A 20,733-nucleotide genomic window follows, 5' to 3' on the forward strand; every position below is an offset into this window, starting at 1 on the left:
GATCCGTGCATCTTTGAGGTTAATCCCCATCGATTTTAAGACTTTCGCTGCTACGCCAGTACCTTCACCAATTAGTCCTAAAAGGATTTGTTCGGTACCGACAAAATTGTGCCCCAGGCGACGTGCTTCTTCCTGGGCCAGCATGATTACTTTAATGGCTTTTTCTGTAAAGCGTTCAAACATGGCTGTTTTCCATCCCCTGCTGCTTATATCCTGTGTCATTAAATCTTAACACAGTAAATTTAGCGATTGGTAATAGTTGTTTAACCGATCGGGTTCGGTAATAACGACTATTTGTGGTGGGAGGGGGATCGGTTGCCACTAAGATACTTCTAAGGATAGATTGCGGTATTTGTAACTCTACCTTTGACATTTGGAGTGTTGGCTATAAACCGCCATCGTGTAAGTATCGATCGAGCAATTGTGGTAAATAATCGTAGCCATCGACACTGAAATCCGATCGTCGCATCCACTTCGTCATTTATCGCCAAACGCACGGTTATAACTTACCTTCGATCCTAGCAACCCGATCGCCTAGAGCTACAATCTCCGCTCTCATTTCATTAACACTCCGTTCGATCGCCATCGTGCGGTGGAGAATCGATCGGAGCATGATGTTAGTTTCTGATGTTTCTAGCGGATCTTGACGCTCCAATCGATACTGTCGGCGGGATCTCCGTGGATCGAGACTAAAATCTTCATCTTCAAGCAGTCGATCGTCTGCGTCCCAAGTATCTTCTTCAGTATCGATCTGAGCAGGATGAGAGCCGACACTTTCGTCTAACATCCGAATTACTTGCGATCGAACTTGGGATAAGTCTACGTCAAGTCGTTCGAGTACTCTGGCGGCGACACCTTCAACTTCACTAATCAATCCAAGCAAAAGATGTTCGGTACCGATATAGTTATGTCCGAGTTGATGAGCTGCTTCTAGAGACAAATCTAGCACGCGCTTTGCTCTCGGCGTAAAGGGGATTTCAACGGCTACAAAACCCCAACCACGTCCGATAATTTTCTCAACTTCGATTCTGGCGTTTTCAAGGTTGACACCCATCGAATGTAAAACCTTTGCACCGATCCCCTTACCTTCGCCGATCGTCCCCAACAGAAGCTGTTCTGTACCAACATAATTGTGACCCATGCGGCGGGATTCTTCCTGAGCCAGCATGATTACTTTGATAGATTTTTCTGTGTAGCGTTCAAACATGGCGATTCCTATACCGTGACAACTCCAGAGCTGGCGATACCTAACGTTACCAATTTGAGGCACAATCTGCCACTGCGCGAGACGTTTCATGCCCTAAAGCCCTAAGCCGCCTCAATTTTCATCCCCCGATCGATACCTTACTCACCACCGTCTAAATACTTGGAGAGCAATTGTGGTAAATAATCGTAGCCATCGACACCGATCGCTGGAATTAAATTCGGGCGATACTGGACTAAAATGGCTTGAAACTCTTCCGATCCGAGTCGTCCTTGCAGAATGGTCGCCAAACTCGCGCTCTGTCGCCATTCTTTGGCACCGATTTGGTGTAATTGATACATGGCTAGGCAACTATAGAAGACCGCAGTTTTATTTTTAGCTAGGCTATGGTGCGCCTCAGCGAGGTAGGTCAAGTTCAGTCCTTGGAGGTATAAGTCGCCCACAGCTTGGGCGGCTTTAGTACCTAATTGGAGGTACTCGATCGCGCGTTCGGGCTGTTGGATGGTCAGGTAAGCCAGTCCCAGGCTATGATAGCCCAAAGCTAAACTCTGGGTATCGTCTAAAGTTTCGGCAAGTTTTAAGCCCCGATCGAGATAACTGATGTTCTGTTCGTAAACATCCTCATCCATAATATCGAGGGCGTGGGCGGCTAATACTTCTGAGTAGCCGACGTTAGTTAGGGCATTAGCTTCGCCCAATTTATCGCCCGTTTGTCTGGCTAAAATAAGAGCGCGCTGACTGAAACTAATCGCCTGCTGATAATCTTTTTGACCGATACTCATCCGGCTCAGATGGTTGAGATTGGCAATTTCGCAAGGACGATCTCCCGCACGGTTGGCAATTTCGAGGGCTTCCTGATGGAGCTCGACGGCTCGATCGATCTGTCCGAGCGATCGCTGTGAATAGCCTAAAATAGTTAATAGTCGCCCCTTCTCCTGAGTTCCCGCCACCTGCTTGAGCGGGAGATCGAAATAGGTGAGCGTATCGCGGAGGGTTTCGCCTGTAAATGCGGCAAAAATTCCCCCATATAAAGGAAAATTCGGACGTTGCGCCGCACTTCTGAGAATTTGTAAAGTCACTTGAAAACAAGCTTTAGCAATCGCTTCCCGATGACTGCTATTAATTCCCGTCGCTCTCCCGACTCCATTTGCCAACTCGCACCAAATCGCCGCAAACGTAATCAACGTGCTAAACGCCATCCGCTGTCCCCAAGCGCGATCGTACATTTGTTTGTCAAACCAAGATACTAGCGCAAGCTGAATGCTTTGCAACACGATCGCCAGTTCCGTCCATTCGCCCTCATCACCACTTGATTTTGTAGCGGAAACATCGGAAACAGACTGCTGGCGACCGATCGTGTTAAATAATGACTGAATTAACGGTCGATCGATCTGACGCGCCCACAGCGACCAGGGGCCGCTCTCTGTGGCTCCACCAAAACCAATTTGTTGCCCGCTCTCGTAAATCCAACCGACCAAATGGGGTTCTAGAGCTGGTAATAATTTTAAACCCCGATCGAGTCCGAGCGATAATTGGCGTAATTGCTCGAAGTCTGCGGGTTCGAGTCGGATATTTGCGACCGATTGCAGCAATTTAATTATCAGTTGAATCTGGGCGCGGTCTAATTTATGCTCTTGATTGGGATCGAGTGCTTGGAGTAAAATATTCAAACGTTCGGGAGCTTGGGCACTGACAACTCGATCGATCGTGGCATTGACTACTGCTACCGCTTGGCGTTCGTTTTGGAGCGTCCCTAATGCCGTCTGAATCCAGGCAAGGGCATTGAGCTTGTGCTTTAATTTAGCTTGTTTGACCTCATCGGGTTGACTGGCAATAGTGCGCTCGACACCTTGTACGGTTTCGCTCAGACACCCTTCAAACAGTTCGCTCGTCCCTAGTTCGATTTGCTCGACCAAGATTTGATAGATATACTCTTTAGAAATAACCTGTTTGCCTGTCAAAATTCGCGTCGTAATTTCCTCGATCGTCTGAAGATAGCGATCGCGTAGCGATTTTGCCCCAGGATCGGGGTTAGAATAAGATCCAGCATCAGCAGAAGTCATAATTGTCGATCCGCTCTCTTGCAAATGTGTTTCTGCTATCCTAAACCTTTCTCAATTGTCATGGCTTCGATTCGCTGTATTCTACGGTCGATCGAGAGTTAGGGACTTGCGTGGAAATAACATCCCAGATATTTGTGGGTTTCGACTTCGCTCAACCTCCGAGGGTTGAGCGAAGTCGAAACATAAACCCACTGGTAGTTGATTAAATGGCAAGCCCCTTACTGTGTATAGAACCTATTTGAGATCTTTTTAGATCTTGGTGGCGGAGGGTGGGTTTTGTGCGATATCGAACAGTAATATCGACATTAAATTGCATAAACCCACCCCTACAGATCCAGAAAATGACAGCATGATGCATTTCGCACACCAACCGTAGAAATCTTAAATAGGTTCTACATTACTCCTTACTCCTTACTCCTCACTCCCTACTCCCCACGCCCATGAAATATGGTCTCGCCCTACACACCAGCAGTCCCGCACTTGGTCTAGCAATCGGTAGCAATGCCGAAGATGTGCGGTGCCAAACATGGGATTTAGGCAGAGATACATCTAATTATCTCCATCCCTATCTGCGAGACTTTTTGCGCCCCTGCACTTGGCAAGATTTGGACTGGATTGCGGTAGCTAATGGCCCAGGTGGCTTTACTGGTACTCGACTGGGAGTAGTCACCGCTCGGACTTTGGGGCAACAATTAGATATCCCGGTATTTGCAATTTCTAGTTTAGCGGCGATCGCGTGGCAATCTGCGCAAGTCGGTTCGGTGGCGGAGAGCCATCTCTTGGGGAAAATTGCCGTATCGATGCCCGCCCAGCGGGGAGAGGTATTTGCCGCAGTTTATAATATTAGTAACGACGATCGAAACTTGCAGGTAATTTTGCCAGAAACAGTCTTTTTAGCTGCCGATTGGGATGCCCAACTAGCTGGGTACCAACCCACACAGCACATTGTTGTGCCGCAATCGGCTAATCTCACCGATACGGTTGTCGGTGTGCTAGCCCTAGCACGGAGCGGATTCGATCGCGGCGAACGTCCGCATTGGTCTACTGCATTACCTTTTTACGGTCAGCACCCAGTTATTGAGGCGGCAATCGTTAAATAGTCGCTGGCGAGTAAAACTGCATCCAAGCGAACTTTCAATTCCCCTTTACTGGTAGGAATTGCTTAAAATTCGGATGCAAGCAACTTATCGTCAACTCAGACGAACCTAAGTCCATCAGCCAATTAACATGCGATCGTTAGCTAGGTTGCTAACTTTGAGTAAATCGGCGAGTTCTTGCAGTTGCGCGATTGCTTCTGCGCCTTCTAACTTCATCAATTCGCGATCGTCGCGTAATTCCGTCCAGGTAATTCCATAATCGGATACCAAAAACCGGATCAAATGGTTGTCTGCCAAACTCACCATAAAGTTAGCACTGTTCATGCGATCTCCGCATGTATAGCACGCAGCCTCATAACCGCGCCGCTCCAAAACCGTAGCCAGAGCCTGAAGGCTCATGACCAAATCTTTGACAAATTCTTGATGTTGATTTGCTAGTCTAAGAAACATAGCTCTCCTTTAATAGCACCACTCGATCTCTAGTATAACCTTTATTATTTTTTAATGTTTTTCTCATTGACAATCTTAATGCTTTAGAGCTTTTAGTATCGATCTGCTAATATCCCGACATCTTTACAGTTGAGAAGATTGCGAGTGTTGGCTGGGAGACTGAGTTTGCTGTCACCAGATCTGAAATCGTTCGCACGAGATCGGCAGCATCTACCTGCGAGTTATTTTAGATTCTGACAGAATTAGGTTGGGGAAACTGTCGCAATTAGTACGGTAATCCCCCAATTAGACCGATCGGTCGATCTGGACGCGCCTCTATAAATTGGTTCTAAGTATTAGAGTTTGACTCCCAACCTGGCTGCTTGGGCAACCGCACCGAGCAAACCAACTTGAGGATTGAGAATTACATGTACGGGAATGTCAGTTAATAAATTACTAACCCTACCTTTATGATTGAATTCTTTGAGAAATGTGCCATCTGCAATTAGGGGGATATTTTTGATAGCAATACCGCCAGCAACGAACAATCCGCCGTAGGGGAGAGTTCTGAGCGCGAGGTTGCCCGCTTCTGCACCGTAAGCCGAGACAAACATTTGCATTGTAGCTTGAGCGAGTGGATCGGTTTTAGCAATTGCCATTGCCGAAATCGCCCCAGCCGGATCGACTGCTGTTTCGGGTTGTGACTCCCAGAGTTGAACTACAGTTGCAATGTCGGAATTTTCGGACAGATTGCTAGTATCGCGCAAAAATTGATAAATTGCGACAATTCCCGAACCAGAAATAATCCGTTCGTTAGAAATGCGATCGAGCTGTTTTCGATCGCACAGATATCGAACTAAATCAAATTCTTGAATCGATCGCGCTGCAAAATCGGCATGTCCGCCCTCAGTTGCCACTACTTGGTACTCCCGACCGTTATGTACTAGCAAGCCCTGTCCCAGACCCGTACCAGCCCCAATAATGGCAATCGGCGCGCGCTCGCGGATCTGCCCAGTTTGGAGGGTATGCAGATCTGCCGATTGTAATTGAGTAATGCCATACCCGATCGCAGTAAAGTCATTAATCAATTCGAGAGTGGGGATGCCTAATGCTGCGGCTAAACCTTCAGCATTAATCTGCCAATCGAGATTGGGTAAGTATGAGGCTCCATTAACCACCGCGCCAGCAATTCCCAAGCAAGCACTCTCGATCTCGATTTTTGTTCCGAGCTGGGTTTGAGCTGCTGCGATAAATTCGGTAACGATCGCCGCCAGATTTGGATATGCTTGGCTGTGATACGATTTGATGAAAGTTGGGTCGGTCGCTAATTTAGTTCGATCGAGTCGCAGTAGCGTTTTGGTTCCACCGATATCGCCAGCTAGTAAGTATGTCATGTATTCGGAACCTTAGCGGTACAGCGATAAAATAGATATGAGGCGCGTCCTTTGTAGCGTAGGCAAAGCCTAATCGATATTTAAGTCCGATCGTCAGCAGTATTGCGGCTGCCTACTGTCTCTGCTAGTGGAAAATACAGACCTTGAAAGCAGAGGTGCGATCTGTGAATATATTAGTATAGGTCGCCAGATTAGATCGAGATTTCGGCACAGAAACTTAACACACGGTTAGATGTGCGAATGTTGGGACTGCGATCGCAATGCCACCAAATCGAACTTCCTTGATATACTGAACAAACACGATCGGACTACTCCCCATCTCCCCAGACATGCAGCCTACAGATCCTACCAAATTTACCGACCGAGCCTGGGATGCAATCATCAAGTCACAGGACGTTGCGAGGAGATCTTCCAATCAAAACTTAGAAGTCGAACATGTGGCAATTTCGCTGTTAGAACAGCAAGATTTGGCTCCAAAAATCCTCGCGCGGGTGGGAGTGGATGTCGAGCAATTGGCGCGGCAATTACAAGATTTTACATCGCGTCAGCCCAGATTAGATCGAGTCGTAGACTTGTATCTGGGGCGAGGGCTAGATTTATTACTCGATCGCGCTGAAGCCGCCAGAGAGAGTTGGCAAGAGCGGGTAATTGGCGTAGATCACTTAATTTTAGCCCTGAGCGAGGACGATCGGGTCGGGCGACGATTGCTCAAACCGTTTAATTTCGATCGCGCTCAACTAGAAGCCGCAATTAAACAGCTCCGCACGGCTGCGACTACTACAGCCAAAGCCACTACCGCAAGCCCAGCACCCGAAACTAGTGGCGAAGCACTGCCCAAATACGGTAAAGATTTGACCGAAGCCGCCAGAGCGGGCAAAATGGATCCAGTGATCGGTCGCGATGAAGAAATTAAACGGGTAGTACAGGTATTATCCCGCCGTCAAAAAAACAACCCAATTCTAATTGGCGAACCGGGTGTCGGTAAAACCGCCATTGCCGAAGGTTTAGCCCAACGCATCGTCAATGGCGACGTGCCCGAATCGCTCAAAGGGCGCACCTTAATTTCGCTCGATATGGGCAGCTTAATTGCGGGTGCCAAACTCAGAGGCGAATTTGAAGAACGTTTGCGCTCCGTACTCAAAGAAGTCACCGAATCGGCTGGGCAAATCGTGTTATTTATCGATGAACTCCATACCGTCGTCGGTGCGGGTGGCAATCAGGGCGCGATGGATGCCAGCAACCTGCTCAAACCGATGCTAGCACGGGGCGAACTCCGCTGTATCGGTGCCACCACTATCGACGAATATCGCAAGTATATCGAAAAAGATCCCGCCCTCGAACGGCGATTTCAGCCCGTCCAAGTCAATGAACCCACCGTCGAAGATACGATCTCGATTTTAAGGGGCTTGAAAGAACGCTACGAAGTCCACCACGGCGTGAAAATTAGCGACTCTGCCTTAGTTGCAGCGGCGACACTTTCCAGCCGCTATATCGCCGATCGATTTTTGCCCGATAAAGCGATCGATCTGGTCGATGAAGCCGCTGCTAAACTGAAAATGGAGATTACCTCCAAACCTGCCGAATTAGAATCGATCGATCGACGGGCGATGCAATTAGAGATGGAAAAACTGTCCCTTCAAGGCGAAAACCTGACCAGCGATAGCTATCACCCCACTCAGGGACGGCTCGAAAAAATCGATACCGAAATCGCTACCCTCAAAATCAAACAAGACGAACTCAACAACCAATGGCAAGGCGAAAAACAGCTCCTCGACGGCATTAAAAGCCTCAAAGAAGAAGAAGATCGGATTCGAGTGCAAATCGAGCAAGCCGAACGCGCCTACGATCTCAATACCGCCGCTCAACTCAAATACGGCAACCTCGAAAAACTTCAGCAAGAGCGCGAAGTCAAAGAAGCCGAACTTGCCGCCGTCCAAGTTCTAGGTTCTACCCTCCTGCGCGAACAAGTCTCCGATAACGACATCGCCGAAATCGTCGCCAAATGGACGGGCATCCCAGTCAACCGTCTGCTGGCCTCAGAACGCCAGAAATTACTCCAACTCGAATCCCACCTCCACAACCGGGTAATCGGGCAGCATGAGGCTGTTAGCGCAGTCTCAGCCGCAATTCGTCGCGCCCGTGCCGGGATGCAAGATCCCCATCGCCCGATCGGATCGTTCCTATTTATGGGGCCGACAGGTGTCGGTAAAACCGAACTCGCCCGCGCTCTAGCCGAATTTTTATTCGATAGCGACGAAGCAATGGTGCGGTTGGATATGTCTGAATATATGGAAAAACATGCCGTTTCCCGCCTAATTGGCGCACCACCGGGATATGTGGGACATGAAGATGGCGGACAACTCACCGAAGCCGTGCGCCGTCGCCCCTATTCAGTCGTATTATTCGATGAAATCGAAAAAGCCCATCCCGATGTATTTAATATTCTGCTGCAAGTTTTAGACGATGGCCGGATTACCGATTCCAAAGGTAAAACCGTCAATTTTTGCAATGCCGTAATTGTAATGACGAGTAATATTGCCAGCGACCAAATTATTACGACATTACTCAATCCCCATCGCGACAATACCCAAACCAACGATCTGCGCGAACAAGTTACCAATACCCTTCGCACGCATTTTCGCCCCGAATTTATCCAGCGGATTGACGAACTTACCATTTTTGAACCGCTTAAAAAAACCGAACTCCGGCAAATTGTCACGATTCAAATTCATCGGATCGAGCAGATGTTAGCAGATCAAAAAATCAAAATTCAACTCTCAACCGCCGCCCAAGACTACCTCGCTGATGTCGGCTACGATCCGATTTATGGTGCTAGACCGTTAAAACGTGCCATTCAACGCGAATTACAAAACCCGATCGCTACTAAAATTTTAGAAACTACTTTTGGCGAAGGCGATACAATTTTTGTCGATTGTGTCGATAGCGGATCTGGCGCGGAAAATCGCGCTTTAATGTTTGGTACTAAGCCACTTAAAGCCACAAAAAAATCAACTCCGGTCATAATTCCCGAAGTAATTTTACCGACAGTTACTGTTGAAAATTAAGAGTAGCCGCAATCCGGTGCAGTCAGTCAACGACTAGATTTTAGTGGTATCGATAAAGAAAACCATTTTTAATGGTGTCATGAATCCAAAATACATCGACCAGTCTCGACTTAAATATTTCGATATCCAGAAAGACTTGTATGAAACAGCCAAGCCTGAATTAATCAAACTATACTTGGGCGAGTTTATCGCTTTTGAAGATGGCAGAGTTTTAGACCACGATTGCGATGAACGAAAATTAGTCGAACGAGTTTATCAACAATATGGTTATCGAGATCTATTAATTAAGCAGGTTTTGTTTAGAAGAGCCACATTTATCTGTGGCTGGTGTTAATTGGTAGAGATGTTTTAAATCAATGTTCCATTGAGTTTGATGGAATTAATTCTCGATTGGCGATCGCAGATTGAGGAATCGGGTACGATATGTAAACATCTATACCGTAACCTTTGTCTAGCTGTTTCAACTACACACGGTTGACAAATCGAGTCTAGAGTATAATTAAACCGCAAGCTTTTGAAAGGCGTAAAGATGCAGAATTCTTCTGTTACTGAAATCCAAACGAGTCATAGTTAGGCTCTAAATCGGGCTGCTGTCGAGCCTGTTTTATTAACGGCAGAATCTCAATTGAGTTATGTAATTATGTCAGTTGAAAAATACGATCGGTTAATCGACAGGCTGGATCGATTAGAAGACTTAGCTATCGGTCAGCAAGCCCAAGCTGCTCTGTTAACATCGCGGATGGTTGGGTCTGAGATTTTCACCGCAGAACTTCAGCGGTTGGCGGCTAGGTAAGCTAGTATTTAACCTAAATTGACGCTAGCTAGAAATCGAGCTGCTGTTGGCTTATTTCCACAACAGCGCGAGCGCGGATTGTGTCTGCGGTAAGCTATCGACAACTACTGCCGTACAGAGCAGCATCATGTACAAAATCGAGTATTTAAACATCGATTTGGCAACGCCTTTATCGGTAGGAGCTTGTAATAATTTCCAGGCTTCACGAACGAAAATGCCTCCCAATCCGATGGCGCAAATACCATAGACAATTCCCGACGCGCCTAATGGATAGACTAGCAGCAGCGTGGTGGGAATGAGCAACAGTGTATAAATCCAAATCTGCTGGGCGGTAGCAACTTCACCTTCAACTACAGGTAACATCGGAATTCCGACCTTGGCATAATCATCTTTAATCATTAACGATAATGCCCAAAAGTGTGGAGGTGTCCAAATAAAGACGATCGCGAATAACACCCATGCTTCGATACTCAAACTGTTATTTACAGCCGCCCAACCAACGAGCGCGGGAATCGCTCCAGCAGCTCCACCAATGACGATGTTTTGGGTTGTATGACGTTTGAGTAGGTGAGTATAGATCCACATGTAGAATCCAATTCCAGCCATCGCGAGCAGCGCGGCTAATAAATTGGTAAACACAAATAAAATCGTAAAAGATAATCCGGCTAATACTACGGCAAAAATTCCCGCATGAAGGGGCTTAATCCGCCCAGAAGGGATCGGGCGATTGCGTGTCCGTTCCATTGCATAATCGATATCTCGATCGTAAATACAATTCATGGCTTGAGCGGAAGCGGCGGCAAACATGCCCCCGACGACTGTGACTAGAAATAAAACCGGATCGGTGGCTCCATCAGATGCTAACCACATTGCCGCAGCAGTAACGATTAGCAGTAGGGGAATAATTCTCGGCTTGGTGAGTTGATAATAGCTTTGAATAACTTCGGAGAAATTTTGGTGTTTGGTGACAATCGATCGATCTAGTAGCTCTTGCATGTTCGGGAGTTGGGGATTTATTTGTTACGACTACAGATCTAAAATTTGAAGTGTGAAGCTAAGCAGGTTGAGCGATATTTGAGCTTTTTAGTCTCCACAAAGAGCAAGTCAATACTACTAAGGTACCGAGTAATAGTGCCCCGATTGCCTGATGTATAACTGTCAATGGTTCGACTTGTAAATGTAACTTAAAAGTAGCAACACCGAGTAATATTTGAACTATTAATAGTCCCCCGGTTATGGTAGCCAAGTTGCGGCAATATTTAGGCAGGTTGGCATTGAGCCAGATGACTACAATTACAGCAATACAGCTCAGTGTCGCCGGAATTACACCGAGGAGGTGACTATTCATCACCGTGCAGAGTTCGGAGTTCCCAAAACATTGGTGCAGTGCCCATCTAGAGCCGACTAATCCACCGAGGATGCTTTGAATGTAGACGAAAATGGCGGCAGTAAGGGGGAGAGCCGGAGATGGGACGACAAGCTTGCTGGAGGACTGGGGGACTGGCAGTAAATATGTGCCGATCGAGAGTAAGGTAATGAAGAATAATAGAGCCGTACCCAGATGTGCGGTGACGATATCAAACCGGAGTAATTCGGTGACGGTGAAGGCACCTAAAGCTCCCTGAATTAAAATCAAACTTAACGCAAATGTAGTCGCCGAGGGCAACCAGCGCGGAAGCTGCGCTCGAAACCACCATGTAGAGCTAGCCAAGAATAAAGTACTCAATCCAATCGCGGCAGCATCTAGGCGATGAAACCACTCTAAGAACACTTGAAGGTTCATCTGCTGGGTGGGGACTAGTTGCCCGTAACACAACGGCCAATCGGGACATGCTAAACCAGCATTCATCACTCTAGTAGCACTACCGACTGCCATCAGGAGCAGTGTCGCAAAAGCAATCTTCCAAATCGAGCGGCGGATCCGAGTTTGGATCGCCAATGTTTGCTCTGAATCTCGCAATTGGTCTTTATTGGCAGGATATTGAGGGGTAAGTGCAGAATCTGACATATTTAGCAATCGCTGAGTTTGTTTGCCTAGCTGTTTGTTTTAGCTACGCTAACCCAATTGTTTCCAAACTAGCATTAATACCTAGTGGCTGTTAGGGTATTAACCGTGACTTCGATTGGGTAAATCCGCCTACTCCTTGAGTGTAACTCCATTCCTGTCTAGCTTTCACCCATAATTAATTTAGATCCCAAAGAAAATGTTAAAGATCGATGTCATGTAAATATAGATGTCATCTGGCTAGCCTACATTTGACAATCCCGAAGAAAATCTGAAGAAATGCGATCGAGTGCCGATCGCTTTAATTGCCTACGGTACCTTAGTAAGAGTAGCGAACGTAAATATATCTTCACATCGATCCCCGTTATCTTATAACTATCTCCTAAATCTTTAACCTCGAAATGAATATTCCTAGCTCAATCATCACCCTCCTGCTGGGTATAGGATTAACATTGGTTAGTCTCTGGTATGGACAAAATCACGGACTTATGCCTGTTGCCGCCTCCGAGGAAGCCGGACACATCGATGGCTTATTCAATGCCATGATGACCATTTCCACGGGACTATTTTTACTAGTTCAAGGCATAATTGTCTACTGTGCCATCAAATTTCGGCGCAAACCGGGCGAACTCGGCGATGGTGCTGCGATCGAAGGAAATGTACCATTAGAGATACTCTGGACGGCAATTCCCGCCGCAGTCGTACTCTGGATTTCGATTTACAGTTTTGAAATCTATAACGAAATGGGTGGTTTCGATCCCAGTGCCAATGACATGCACGCCATGCACGGTATGCCCGCAGGCAAAGGCAGCGCGATGGCAGCAACTATGGATGGTATGCCCCAGGGTAGTCCGATGATTGCCGCATTGGGTGTCGGTGCGTCCCCTGAAAATCAGGGTAAGCCTGCTGCTGTCAACGTCAACGTGTTGGGATTACAATACGCTTGGATTTTCACCTACCCAGAAATCAATGTCACTTCTGGCGAACTCCACGTTCCAGTTGGCAAAGAAGTTCAGCTCAATATGAACGCTCAAGATGTGATCCATGCCGTGTGGATTCCGCAACTGCGACTCAAGCAAGACGTAATTCCAGGTACGCAAACTCAATTGCGGTTTACCACCAATAAAGTCGGTAGCTATCCCCTCCGGTGTGCCGAACTCTGTGGCGGTTATCATGGCTCGATGGTTACCCAGATGATCGTCCATACTCCTGAAGAATACGACACTTGGATTGCCAGTCAGCAGCAATCGGCTCAAGCTCAAGCAGAAATCGTCAAAAAAACGATCGCGATGAACCCAGCCAACCTGTCTCCAGGTAAATATCTCGCTCCCTATGCCAAAGAAATGGGCGTAAAACCAGAAATGGTTCGACACCTTCACCAACAGCATGACATGAGCAAGTCGATCGCTTCGGTAATTAAATAAGTCGGAAGTTGGGTGGCACAGATCTACCCACCCCGCCCTTCGGGCACCCCTCTCTTGAAAAGGTGCTCTACTTGGGGAGACCCCAAGAACGCACTTTTCGCTTCAGGAAGGGGATTTTCCACCATAGATCTTCACTCAGCTACTTACCTCTTTTATTCTCTTTGCGCCCTCTGTGCCTCTGCGGTTAAAAATACTGGATCTATGCCCTAATCCCTAATCCCTATTCCCTAACCCCTAGAAAATGACAGCAGAATTAACAATTCCCAACCAGACAGCACCAGAAGATGATGTAGTCATCCACCATCGCACCTGGAAAGACTATTTTACATTTAGTACCGACCATAAAGTGATTGGAATTCAGTACTTTGTAACTGGATTTATTTTTTACATTATTGGTGGATTATTAGCCGAAGGAATTCGGACAGAATTAGCGACTCCCGATGCCGATCTTGTCGATCCGAGTACATACAACAGTATGTTCACCATGCACGGTACGATCATGATCTTCCTTTGGATCGTTCCGGCTGGTACCGGAGCATTTGCCAACTATCTTTTACCCCTAATGCTTGGGGCGAGAGATATGGCATTTCCTAAACTGAATGCCGTGGCATTTTGGATTATTCCACCCACCGGATTATTACTGATTCTGAGCTTCTTTCTCGGCCCTGCCCAAGCTGGCTGGACATCTTATCCCCCATTGAGTTTACTCACGGGTAAGGTCGGTGAAGGGATCTGGATTATGACGCTACTATTACTCGGAACATCTTCAATTTTGGGAGGAATTAATTTCTTCACAACTATTCTCAAGATGCGGATTCCGAGTATGTCGATGATGCAAATGCCCCTGTTTTGTTGGGCAATGTTAGCAACTTCATTGTTAATGTTAATTGCAACTCCAGTTTTGGCTGGTGCGTTGATTTTACTCTCCTTTGACTTAATTGCTGGCACTGCATTTTTCAATCCAGTCGGTGGTGGTGAGCCTGTTGTGTACCAGCATATGTTCTGGTTCTACTCTCACCCTGCGGTATACATTATGGTCTTGCCCTTCTTTGGGGTAATTTCTGAAGTAATTCCCGTCCATTGTCGCAAACCAATTTTTGGGTATGGTGCGATCGCTTATTCTAGTATGGTGATTAGTTTCTTAGGCTTAATTGTCTGGGCGCACCACATGTTTACCAGCGGCACACCTCCCTGGTTGCGGATGTTTTTCATGATTACCACAATGGTGATTGCGGTACCAACGGGGATTAAAATTTTTGGTTGGCTAGCAACAATGTGGGGCGGAAAAATCAATCTCAATACGCCGATGCTATTTGCGATGGGCTTTATTTCTACCTTCGTAATTGGTGGCATTACTGGCGTAATGCTAGCAGCGGTACCGTTCGATATTCACGTCCACGATACTTACTTCGTCGTCGCCCACTTACATTACGTGTTATTTGGTGGCAGCGTATTTGGCATCTACACCGGGATCTATCACTGGTTCCCTAAAGTTACTGGCAGACATATCGACGAAACTTGGGGTAAGATTCACTTCGCTTTAACCTATGTTGGTTTTAACGTTACCTTTCTTCCCATGCATGTCCTGGGATTACAAGGTATGCCGCGTCGGATTGCGATGTATGCACCAGAATTCCAAGGTTTAAATCAAGTTTGTACCTATGGTAGTTACGTGCTGGCAATTTCGACAGTGCCATTCTTGATAAATGCAATTTACTGCGCTTACAAGGGTAAGCCAGCCGGGAGTAATCCTTGGAATGCTTTAACGCTAGATTGGCAAACAACTTCACCACCAGAAATCGAGAATTTTGAGGTTTTACCTGTGTTGACTACAGGGCCTTACGATTATGGCGATACTGAGGAAGAAGAGAAAGAATTAACGGCTGTTTAATTGCTTGGATTCGCTTGACATGTAGATGGTGGGCTGTGCCCACCATTCGCTCTGATTAAAGCTGTTAGCTGCGGAGATCTACCCACCCCACTGGGCGGGTGACCCGACCAGTAGCCCTACGGGCACCCCTCCGAGGAGGGGATTTTCAATCCTAACTCCTAAATTTTTATGCAAGGATCTATTTCTGACAAGACTCAGATAAATATTGAAAGTGATACCCACGGTAGCCATCATGAGGCGCATCCAGATCATCGGATTTTTGGGCTAATCGTGTTTCTCGTGGCAGAGGGGATGATTTTCCTCGGCTTGTTTATTGCTTACTTAGCTTTCCGTTCGATGGCACCGGAATGGCCGCCAGCAGGCACACCAAAGCTCGAATTAATGCTACCGGGCATAAATACGGTGATTTTACTCGCGAGTAGCTTAGTCATCCATCAAGCTGACACAGCGATTAAAAAGAACGACGTTAAAGGGCTGCAATTGTGGTTTGGGCTGACTGCTTTAATGGGAATTATCTTCCTGGGCGGACAGTTGTATGAGTACAGTCATTTAGAATTTGGACTGCGGACAAATTTATTTGCGAGTACTTTCTATGTCTTGACTGGCTTCCACGGACTGCACGTTACTGTTGGTGTACTATTGATTTTATCGGTATTATGGCGTTCGCGTAGCGTCTCTGAAGGAGAATCGATGAAAAGCGAACATTACGGTACCAATAATCGTTTCGGTGTTGAAGCTGCCGAGATTTATTGGCACTTTGTCGATGTAATTTGGGTGATTTTATTTATCCTCTTATATCTACTTTAAATTTCTCAATCTTTGAGAACATGAGATCGCGGGGCATGATGCTCCGCGATTTTTATTTGGGTCTAAATGCATCGGGAATGTTAGCATCTGCTAGAAATTAAAGAGTCGTAGGTTTAGATTGACCTACGACTCTTTAATGTGAAATATCCTAAGACCTAAAACCTAAAGCCTAATTTAGCCTTCTTTCTCAGCTAAACTCAAGCCAGCAGCAAATTCTTCGCCGTAACCTTCTTCACCATGTTCGTTAATATCTAAGCCTTGATATTCAGCTTCAGGTTTAACCCGAAGATCCATGACTAAGCTCAGAACTTTGATGATGACAAAAGTACCAATTGCTGCCACTGCATAGGTAATTAACGTCGCAGCAATTTGTTTGCCTAACAAAGTAGGGTCGCCCTTCGATGCGATTAAGCCATCCATACCAGCACCACTATTGACAGCTTTTTCGGCAAATACACCAGTCAAGAGTGCGCCGACAGTACCACCGACACCATGCACGGGGAAGGTATCGAGCGAGTCATCGAACTGTAATTTGGCTCTAATACTGACAGCAAAGAAGCAGCAAGTCGATGTAATTAAACCGATGAGAATGGCACTCAGAGGCGTAACGTAACCAGCCGCAGGTGTAATCCCCACTAATCCGGCGAGGAATCCGCTGGCAATACCTACTGCTGTCGGCTTAGCTCTTAACACCCACTCCAGGATCATCCACATTAAGCCGCCAGCACAACTAGCAACCGCAGTGGCGACGAACGCGACAACAGCGATCCCGTTTGCACCGAGCGCGCTACCACCATTGAACCCAAACCAACCGAAGAATAGTAGTCCGATCCCTAAGAGGACATACGGCACATTATGTGGTGCCGCTGGTTGATTGGGATAAGTTCTACGAGAGCCGATCATCCAAGCTGCAACTACAGCCGAGACACCAGAGCTGATATGTACTACAGTACCACCAGCAAAATCGATCGCGCCGAGGGAACCCAGATACCCTTTACCCCATACCATGTGAGCCAAGGGAGGATAGACGACGGTAGACCAAATTAAGATAAACCAGAAGTAAGCTTTAAAGCTCATTCTTTCGACAATTGCACCAGAAATTAAGGCTGGCGTGATGATGGCAAACATCATCTGATAAACCATGTATAACTGGTGCGGGATGGTGGGTGCATAGCCAACACCATCGGGTTTATCGAAGGCAACACCATTTAGCCCAAACCAATTTAAGTTACCAATAAACTGATTGGTATTAACTGTTACTACATCTTTTACAGTAGTTACCGAATCTGGTGAGAACGCCAGACTATAGCCCCACAGGATCCAAGTTACACCCACGACAGCCATTAAGACTAGGCTCATCATCATGGTATTGAGGACGTTTCTAGAACGTACCAAACCACCATAGAAGAATGCCAATCCTGGAGTCATGAGTAAGACTAAGGCTGAAGACACTAGCACCCAAGCGGTATCGCCAGTATTGATGCCATTCACATCCATTGCGGGTGATTTGATAGCATCGGCTAGAGCATCACCCATTAGTGGGCCACTGAGTACCCATAAAGCCATTAAACAACCAAGGAGAATTTTTTTGAACACTTTGTTCGATCCTGTATGCGCCAGAGTATTTGAATGAGAGATAATTATGTATCGTGTTGAACAATTTTGTGTTTGAAGATACAAAAATTCTGTATAGCTAGATACATTTATTCAGACTTCAGCATTATCGATTACTGGCAGAGGGATAGAATAGAATGCAACAAAATTTTAAAATTAAATATTGAATTATGATGTAGGTACAAGGTCAAAATTTAAGGTAGGGGCAATTCATTAATCGCCCCTACCTTAAATAGAGATGTCTTGCTACCAGCGATAGATAGAATATTCAAAAAAGTCTAGTTAGATTACTCAAATTTTCGATCTGGCCCAAGTTTGCGATCGCCTCCTTCGGATCCATAGGTTGAAGTGTGAGCGGCAGGAGTTGGTTGGATAACATACTCAGGGTAAGCTGGCATCCCATGTTCGTGAACGTCGAGGCCTTCTAGTTCTCCCTCTTGGGAAACTCGGAGTGTGCCAGTCAGATTTACCGCCGCCATGAGAGCCATTCCGAGCGAAAAAGCCGAAAGGGTGACGATCGCACTACCGATAAATTGGGCAGTCAATACCTCCATTCCACCACCATAGAGTAGCCCTTTTACTAGTGCTGGAGCTGAAGTATCGGGGGCAAATGGCCCGGTTGCGCCGAATTCACCTGTGGCGAATAGTCCGAGCGACAATGTGCCCCAAATCCCACAGAAGCCATGAACGGGAACAGCACCGATCGGATCGTCAATTCGCAGCCATTCTAATAGATCGATGCCCCAAACCACGATCGCACCACCGATTGCACCGATCAGAATCGAACCTGATGGACTGACCCAATAACAGGGACAGGTAATCGACACCAATCCAGCCAGAAATCCATTCACCGTGTAGCTAAGATCCCATTTTTTAGTCTTGGGAAAACCAACGAACATGGCTGATAACCCACCCGCACAAGCGGCAAGGGTGGTATTAGCTGCGACTCTGGCCGTCCCCTGAAAATCCATCGCCGACAGCGTAGAGCCAGGATTAAAACCATACCAGCCAAACCATAGGATCAGACCGCCGATTGCCGCGATCGTCAAATCGTGAGGCAGCATCGGGCCGCCACCATCGCGCTTGAACACCCGACCGAGGCGAGGCCCCAGCACGATCGCACCTGTGAGGGCAATGACACCGCCGATGGTATGAACCACTGTCGAGCCTGCAAAGTCCCGAAAACCAGTACCCACAAAGGGTAGAAAGTTATCCTTACTACCCATCGATACCAGAAATCCATCTGGCCCCCAGACCCAATGTCCGATAATTGGATAAATGAAGCCAGAAACGCCAGTACTGTAAAGCAGATCGCCGACAAATCCCGTCCGACCGAGCATCGCCCCCGAAGTAATCGTCGAGCAGGTATCGGCAAAGGCGAATTGAAATAGCCAGTAAGCCAGAAAGGCAACACCTGTGGTTCCATAAGTTGCTGGCGCACCTTGTAAGAAAAACCAATTACCACCGATAAACCCATTGCCAGTACTAAACATAAAGGCAAAACCGATCGCATAAAACAGAATGCCACACAGACAGGTATCAACGATACATTCCATCAACACGTTGACAGTTTCACGAGCGCGAGAGAATCCGGCCTCCAGCATCGTAAATCCCGCCTGCATTCCAAATACCAAGAATGCCGCGAGCAACGTCCACAGTGTATTGATCGGATTGACAATATCGTTTGCCTTGACGACCGGATCTGCGGCTAGCACGGGCGCACCGACAAAGTGTGCGACGATCGGTATTGCCACGAAAGCCAGCACCACGATCGCCACTAATTTAGAGAAAAGCAACAGGTAGCCATACCTGCGCCATTCCGGATCTTGTAATCTTTGACCCAATCGTCTCCAATTATCGATTCTACGACCGCTGCGGCTGTGAGTCGGTAATGGCTCTAATCCCGAATTGACATTTTGCTGGGAATTTGTCGCCAAAGATCGAACTTTTGTCAATAAACCCGCACAATTGGCGATCGACCGCTGGAGTATTCTACTACTCACTACCCCAAAATCGGATGAGGAACCGAATCGACGCGCCGTTCGACCGCTAAATCTACTTTTATTAACGTTCATTAAATTATGCCTCTAAGAGCGGAAAACAGATATTAGTAAAGATATTTAGATGCAGGACAAGGAAAATAAATTGGTAAAATGCACCTTTTGGCAAGTAAATATATGTTGAAGTTCTCAATACGCCCGTCGAGCGATATTTGGTAATGATCTGAGATCCTCACCTTAAAATCTAGCTCAATGTAAAACTGCGATTTAGAGTCGCGCAGGTAAACCTGAAAACCATTGCTACAAGCTAGCTAAAGCTATGTAAATTTAAGATTACGCAAGCTAGATTGAAAAAAATGTATCATTACTTACATTTCGATCGAGAAGTCAAAGATCGCGTTACTCTTTGTTTAAATAATTGCGATAGCCAATCTCTGCCAACCTAGCCTGTTTATCTAGCACCATTTCTTTGAGGCTTTGTCGATAGGAAATGACTTGAGCTAACAGATCTGGATCGTGAGTTGCCAGGATTTGGACGGCGAGTAGTCCAGCATTTGTAGCATTCCCGATCGCGACTGTCGCAACCGGGATACCTGCGGGCATTTGGACGATCGAATAGAGTGAATCTACGCCTTGTAATGTCTTAGTTTGTACGGGTACACCAATAACGGGTAAGGGGGTTAAAGAGGCGACCATGCCGGGTAAATGAGCCGCTCCACCCGCCCCCGCGATAATCACTTTTAAGCCGCGTTGGTGGGCGGTTTGAGCGTATTCCACCATTCGTTCGGGAGTGCGATGTGCGGAGACGATCGCGACTTCATGGGGAATCTCAAATTGTTCGCAGATTTCGATCGCGGCTTTCATTGTCGGTAAGTCGGAATCGCTACCCATAATGATGCTAATCAGGGGAAATGTCATAAATTTGATGAGGGGAAAGGGGGCAAAGT

16 protein-coding genes and 1 pseudogene are annotated in these 20,733 nt (G+C 46.8%); 7 read left to right on the plus strand and 10 right to left on the minus strand.

Annotation, left to right across the window (positions count from 1 at the left end; translation table 11 throughout):
• The 3 genes and pseudogenes from Q0R35_RS00455 to Q0R35_RS00465 all read right to left on the minus strand — a co-directional run.
• Positions 1-183 (minus strand): Clp protease N-terminal domain-containing protein (locus tag Q0R35_RS00455; protein ID WP_295613305.1); only part of this gene is annotated, 183 nt, incomplete at its 3' end.
• 589 nt (positions 184-772) lie between these two features.
• Positions 773-1,207 (minus strand): annotated as a pseudogene (locus Q0R35_RS00460) (Clp protease N-terminal domain-containing protein); the annotation flags it as partial.
• A gap of 137 nt (positions 1,208-1,344) precedes the next feature.
• Positions 1,345-3,267 (minus strand): tetratricopeptide repeat protein, encoded by a 1,923-nt coding sequence (locus Q0R35_RS00465; RefSeq protein ID WP_295613308.1) that lies wholly within the window; start codon positions 3,265-3,267, stop codon positions 1,345-1,347.
• Positions 3,268-3,707: 440 nt separating this feature from the next.
• On the opposite strand from Q0R35_RS00465, the gene tsaB reads away from it, so the two are divergent.
• The gene (gene tsaB / locus Q0R35_RS00470; RefSeq protein WP_295613311.1) at positions 3,708-4,367 is read left to right on the plus strand and encodes a tRNA (adenosine(37)-N6)-threonylcarbamoyltransferase complex dimerization subunit type 1 TsaB; all 660 of its coding nucleotides are present in this window, start codon (positions 3,708-3,710) and stop codon (positions 4,365-4,367) included.
• 114 nt (positions 4,368-4,481) lie between these two features.
• Here tsaB and Q0R35_RS00475 read toward each other — a convergent pair whose 3' ends face one another.
• Positions 4,482-4,814: a DUF1815 family protein gene (locus Q0R35_RS00475; protein WP_295613313.1), complete on the minus strand. Its 333-nt coding sequence runs from the start codon at positions 4,812-4,814 to the stop codon at positions 4,482-4,484.
• 335 nt (positions 4,815-5,149) lie between these two features.
• The gene (locus Q0R35_RS00480; RefSeq protein ID WP_295613316.1) at positions 5,150-6,187 is read right to left on the minus strand and encodes a glucokinase; all 1,038 of its coding nucleotides are present in this window, start codon (positions 6,185-6,187) and stop codon (positions 5,150-5,152) included.
• A 329-nt stretch (positions 6,188-6,516) separates the two neighbouring features.
• Here Q0R35_RS00480 and clpB point away from each other — a divergent pair, with 329 nt between their 5' ends.
• From clpB to Q0R35_RS00495, 3 genes are all read left to right on the plus strand, one after another.
• On the plus strand, positions 6,517-9,252 hold the full coding sequence (clpB, locus tag Q0R35_RS00485) for an ATP-dependent chaperone ClpB (RefSeq protein WP_295613319.1): 2,736 nt from the start codon (positions 6,517-6,519) through the stop codon (positions 9,250-9,252).
• Between the two features lie 79 nt (positions 9,253-9,331).
• Positions 9,332-9,586, plus strand: coding sequence for a hypothetical protein (locus tag Q0R35_RS00490; protein WP_295613322.1), 255 nt, complete (start codon positions 9,332-9,334; stop codon positions 9,584-9,586).
• Between the two features lie 306 nt (positions 9,587-9,892).
• The gene (locus Q0R35_RS00495; RefSeq protein ID WP_295613325.1) at positions 9,893-10,045 is read left to right on the plus strand and encodes a hypothetical protein; all 153 of its coding nucleotides are present in this window, start codon (positions 9,893-9,895) and stop codon (positions 10,043-10,045) included.
• Between the two features lie 51 nt (positions 10,046-10,096).
• On the opposite strand, the gene Q0R35_RS00500 is transcribed toward Q0R35_RS00495, so the two are convergent.
• Together Q0R35_RS00500 and Q0R35_RS00505 are read right to left on the minus strand one after the other, a co-directional pair.
• Positions 10,097-11,041 carry a heme o synthase gene (locus Q0R35_RS00500; RefSeq protein ID WP_295613327.1) on the minus strand — a complete coding sequence of 315 codons (945 nt, stop codon included), beginning with the start codon at positions 11,039-11,041 and terminating at the stop codon, positions 10,097-10,099.
• A gap of 58 nt (positions 11,042-11,099) precedes the next feature.
• A complete protein-coding gene (locus Q0R35_RS00505; protein WP_295613330.1) occupies positions 11,100-12,053 on the minus strand; it encodes a heme A synthase in 954 nt (317 codons plus the stop codon).
• A gap of 398 nt (positions 12,054-12,451) precedes the next feature.
• Here Q0R35_RS00505 and Q0R35_RS00510 point away from each other — a divergent pair, with 398 nt between their 5' ends.
• From Q0R35_RS00510 to Q0R35_RS00520, 3 genes are all read left to right on the plus strand, one after another.
• On the plus strand, positions 12,452-13,474 hold the full coding sequence (locus Q0R35_RS00510; protein WP_295613333.1) for a cytochrome c oxidase subunit II: 1,023 nt from the start codon (positions 12,452-12,454) through the stop codon (positions 13,472-13,474).
• Between the two features lie 241 nt (positions 13,475-13,715).
• Positions 13,716-15,365, plus strand: a complete 1,650-nt coding sequence (ctaD, locus tag Q0R35_RS00515; protein ID WP_295613336.1) for a cytochrome c oxidase subunit I — start codon at positions 13,716-13,718, stop codon at positions 15,363-15,365.
• Positions 15,366-15,533: 168 nt separating this feature from the next.
• Positions 15,534-16,172, plus strand: coding sequence for a heme-copper oxidase subunit III (locus tag Q0R35_RS00520; RefSeq protein ID WP_295613339.1), 639 nt, complete (start codon positions 15,534-15,536; stop codon positions 16,170-16,172).
• Between the two features lie 174 nt (positions 16,173-16,346).
• Here Q0R35_RS00520 and Q0R35_RS00525 read toward each other — a convergent pair whose 3' ends face one another.
• The 3 genes from Q0R35_RS00525 to purE form a co-directional block, all read right to left on the minus strand.
• A complete protein-coding gene (locus Q0R35_RS00525; RefSeq protein ID WP_366944786.1) occupies positions 16,347-17,708 on the minus strand; it encodes an ammonium transporter in 1,362 nt (453 codons plus the stop codon).
• Positions 17,709-18,073: 365 nt separating this feature from the next.
• Positions 18,074-19,861: an ammonium transporter gene (locus Q0R35_RS00530; protein WP_295613344.1), complete on the minus strand. Its 1,788-nt coding sequence runs from the start codon at positions 19,859-19,861 to the stop codon at positions 18,074-18,076.
• Between the two features lie 324 nt (positions 19,862-20,185).
• Positions 20,186-20,704 (minus strand): 5-(carboxyamino)imidazole ribonucleotide mutase, encoded by a 519-nt coding sequence (purE, locus tag Q0R35_RS00535; RefSeq protein WP_295613347.1) that lies wholly within the window; start codon positions 20,702-20,704, stop codon positions 20,186-20,188.
• Positions 20,705-20,733: the final 29 nt, after the last annotated feature.

The sequence above is a fragment of the Chamaesiphon sp. GL140_3_metabinner_50 genome (assembly GCF_025361915.1).
Taxonomy (GTDB): Bacteria; Cyanobacteriota; Cyanobacteriia; order Cyanobacteriales; family Chamaesiphonaceae; genus Chamaesiphon.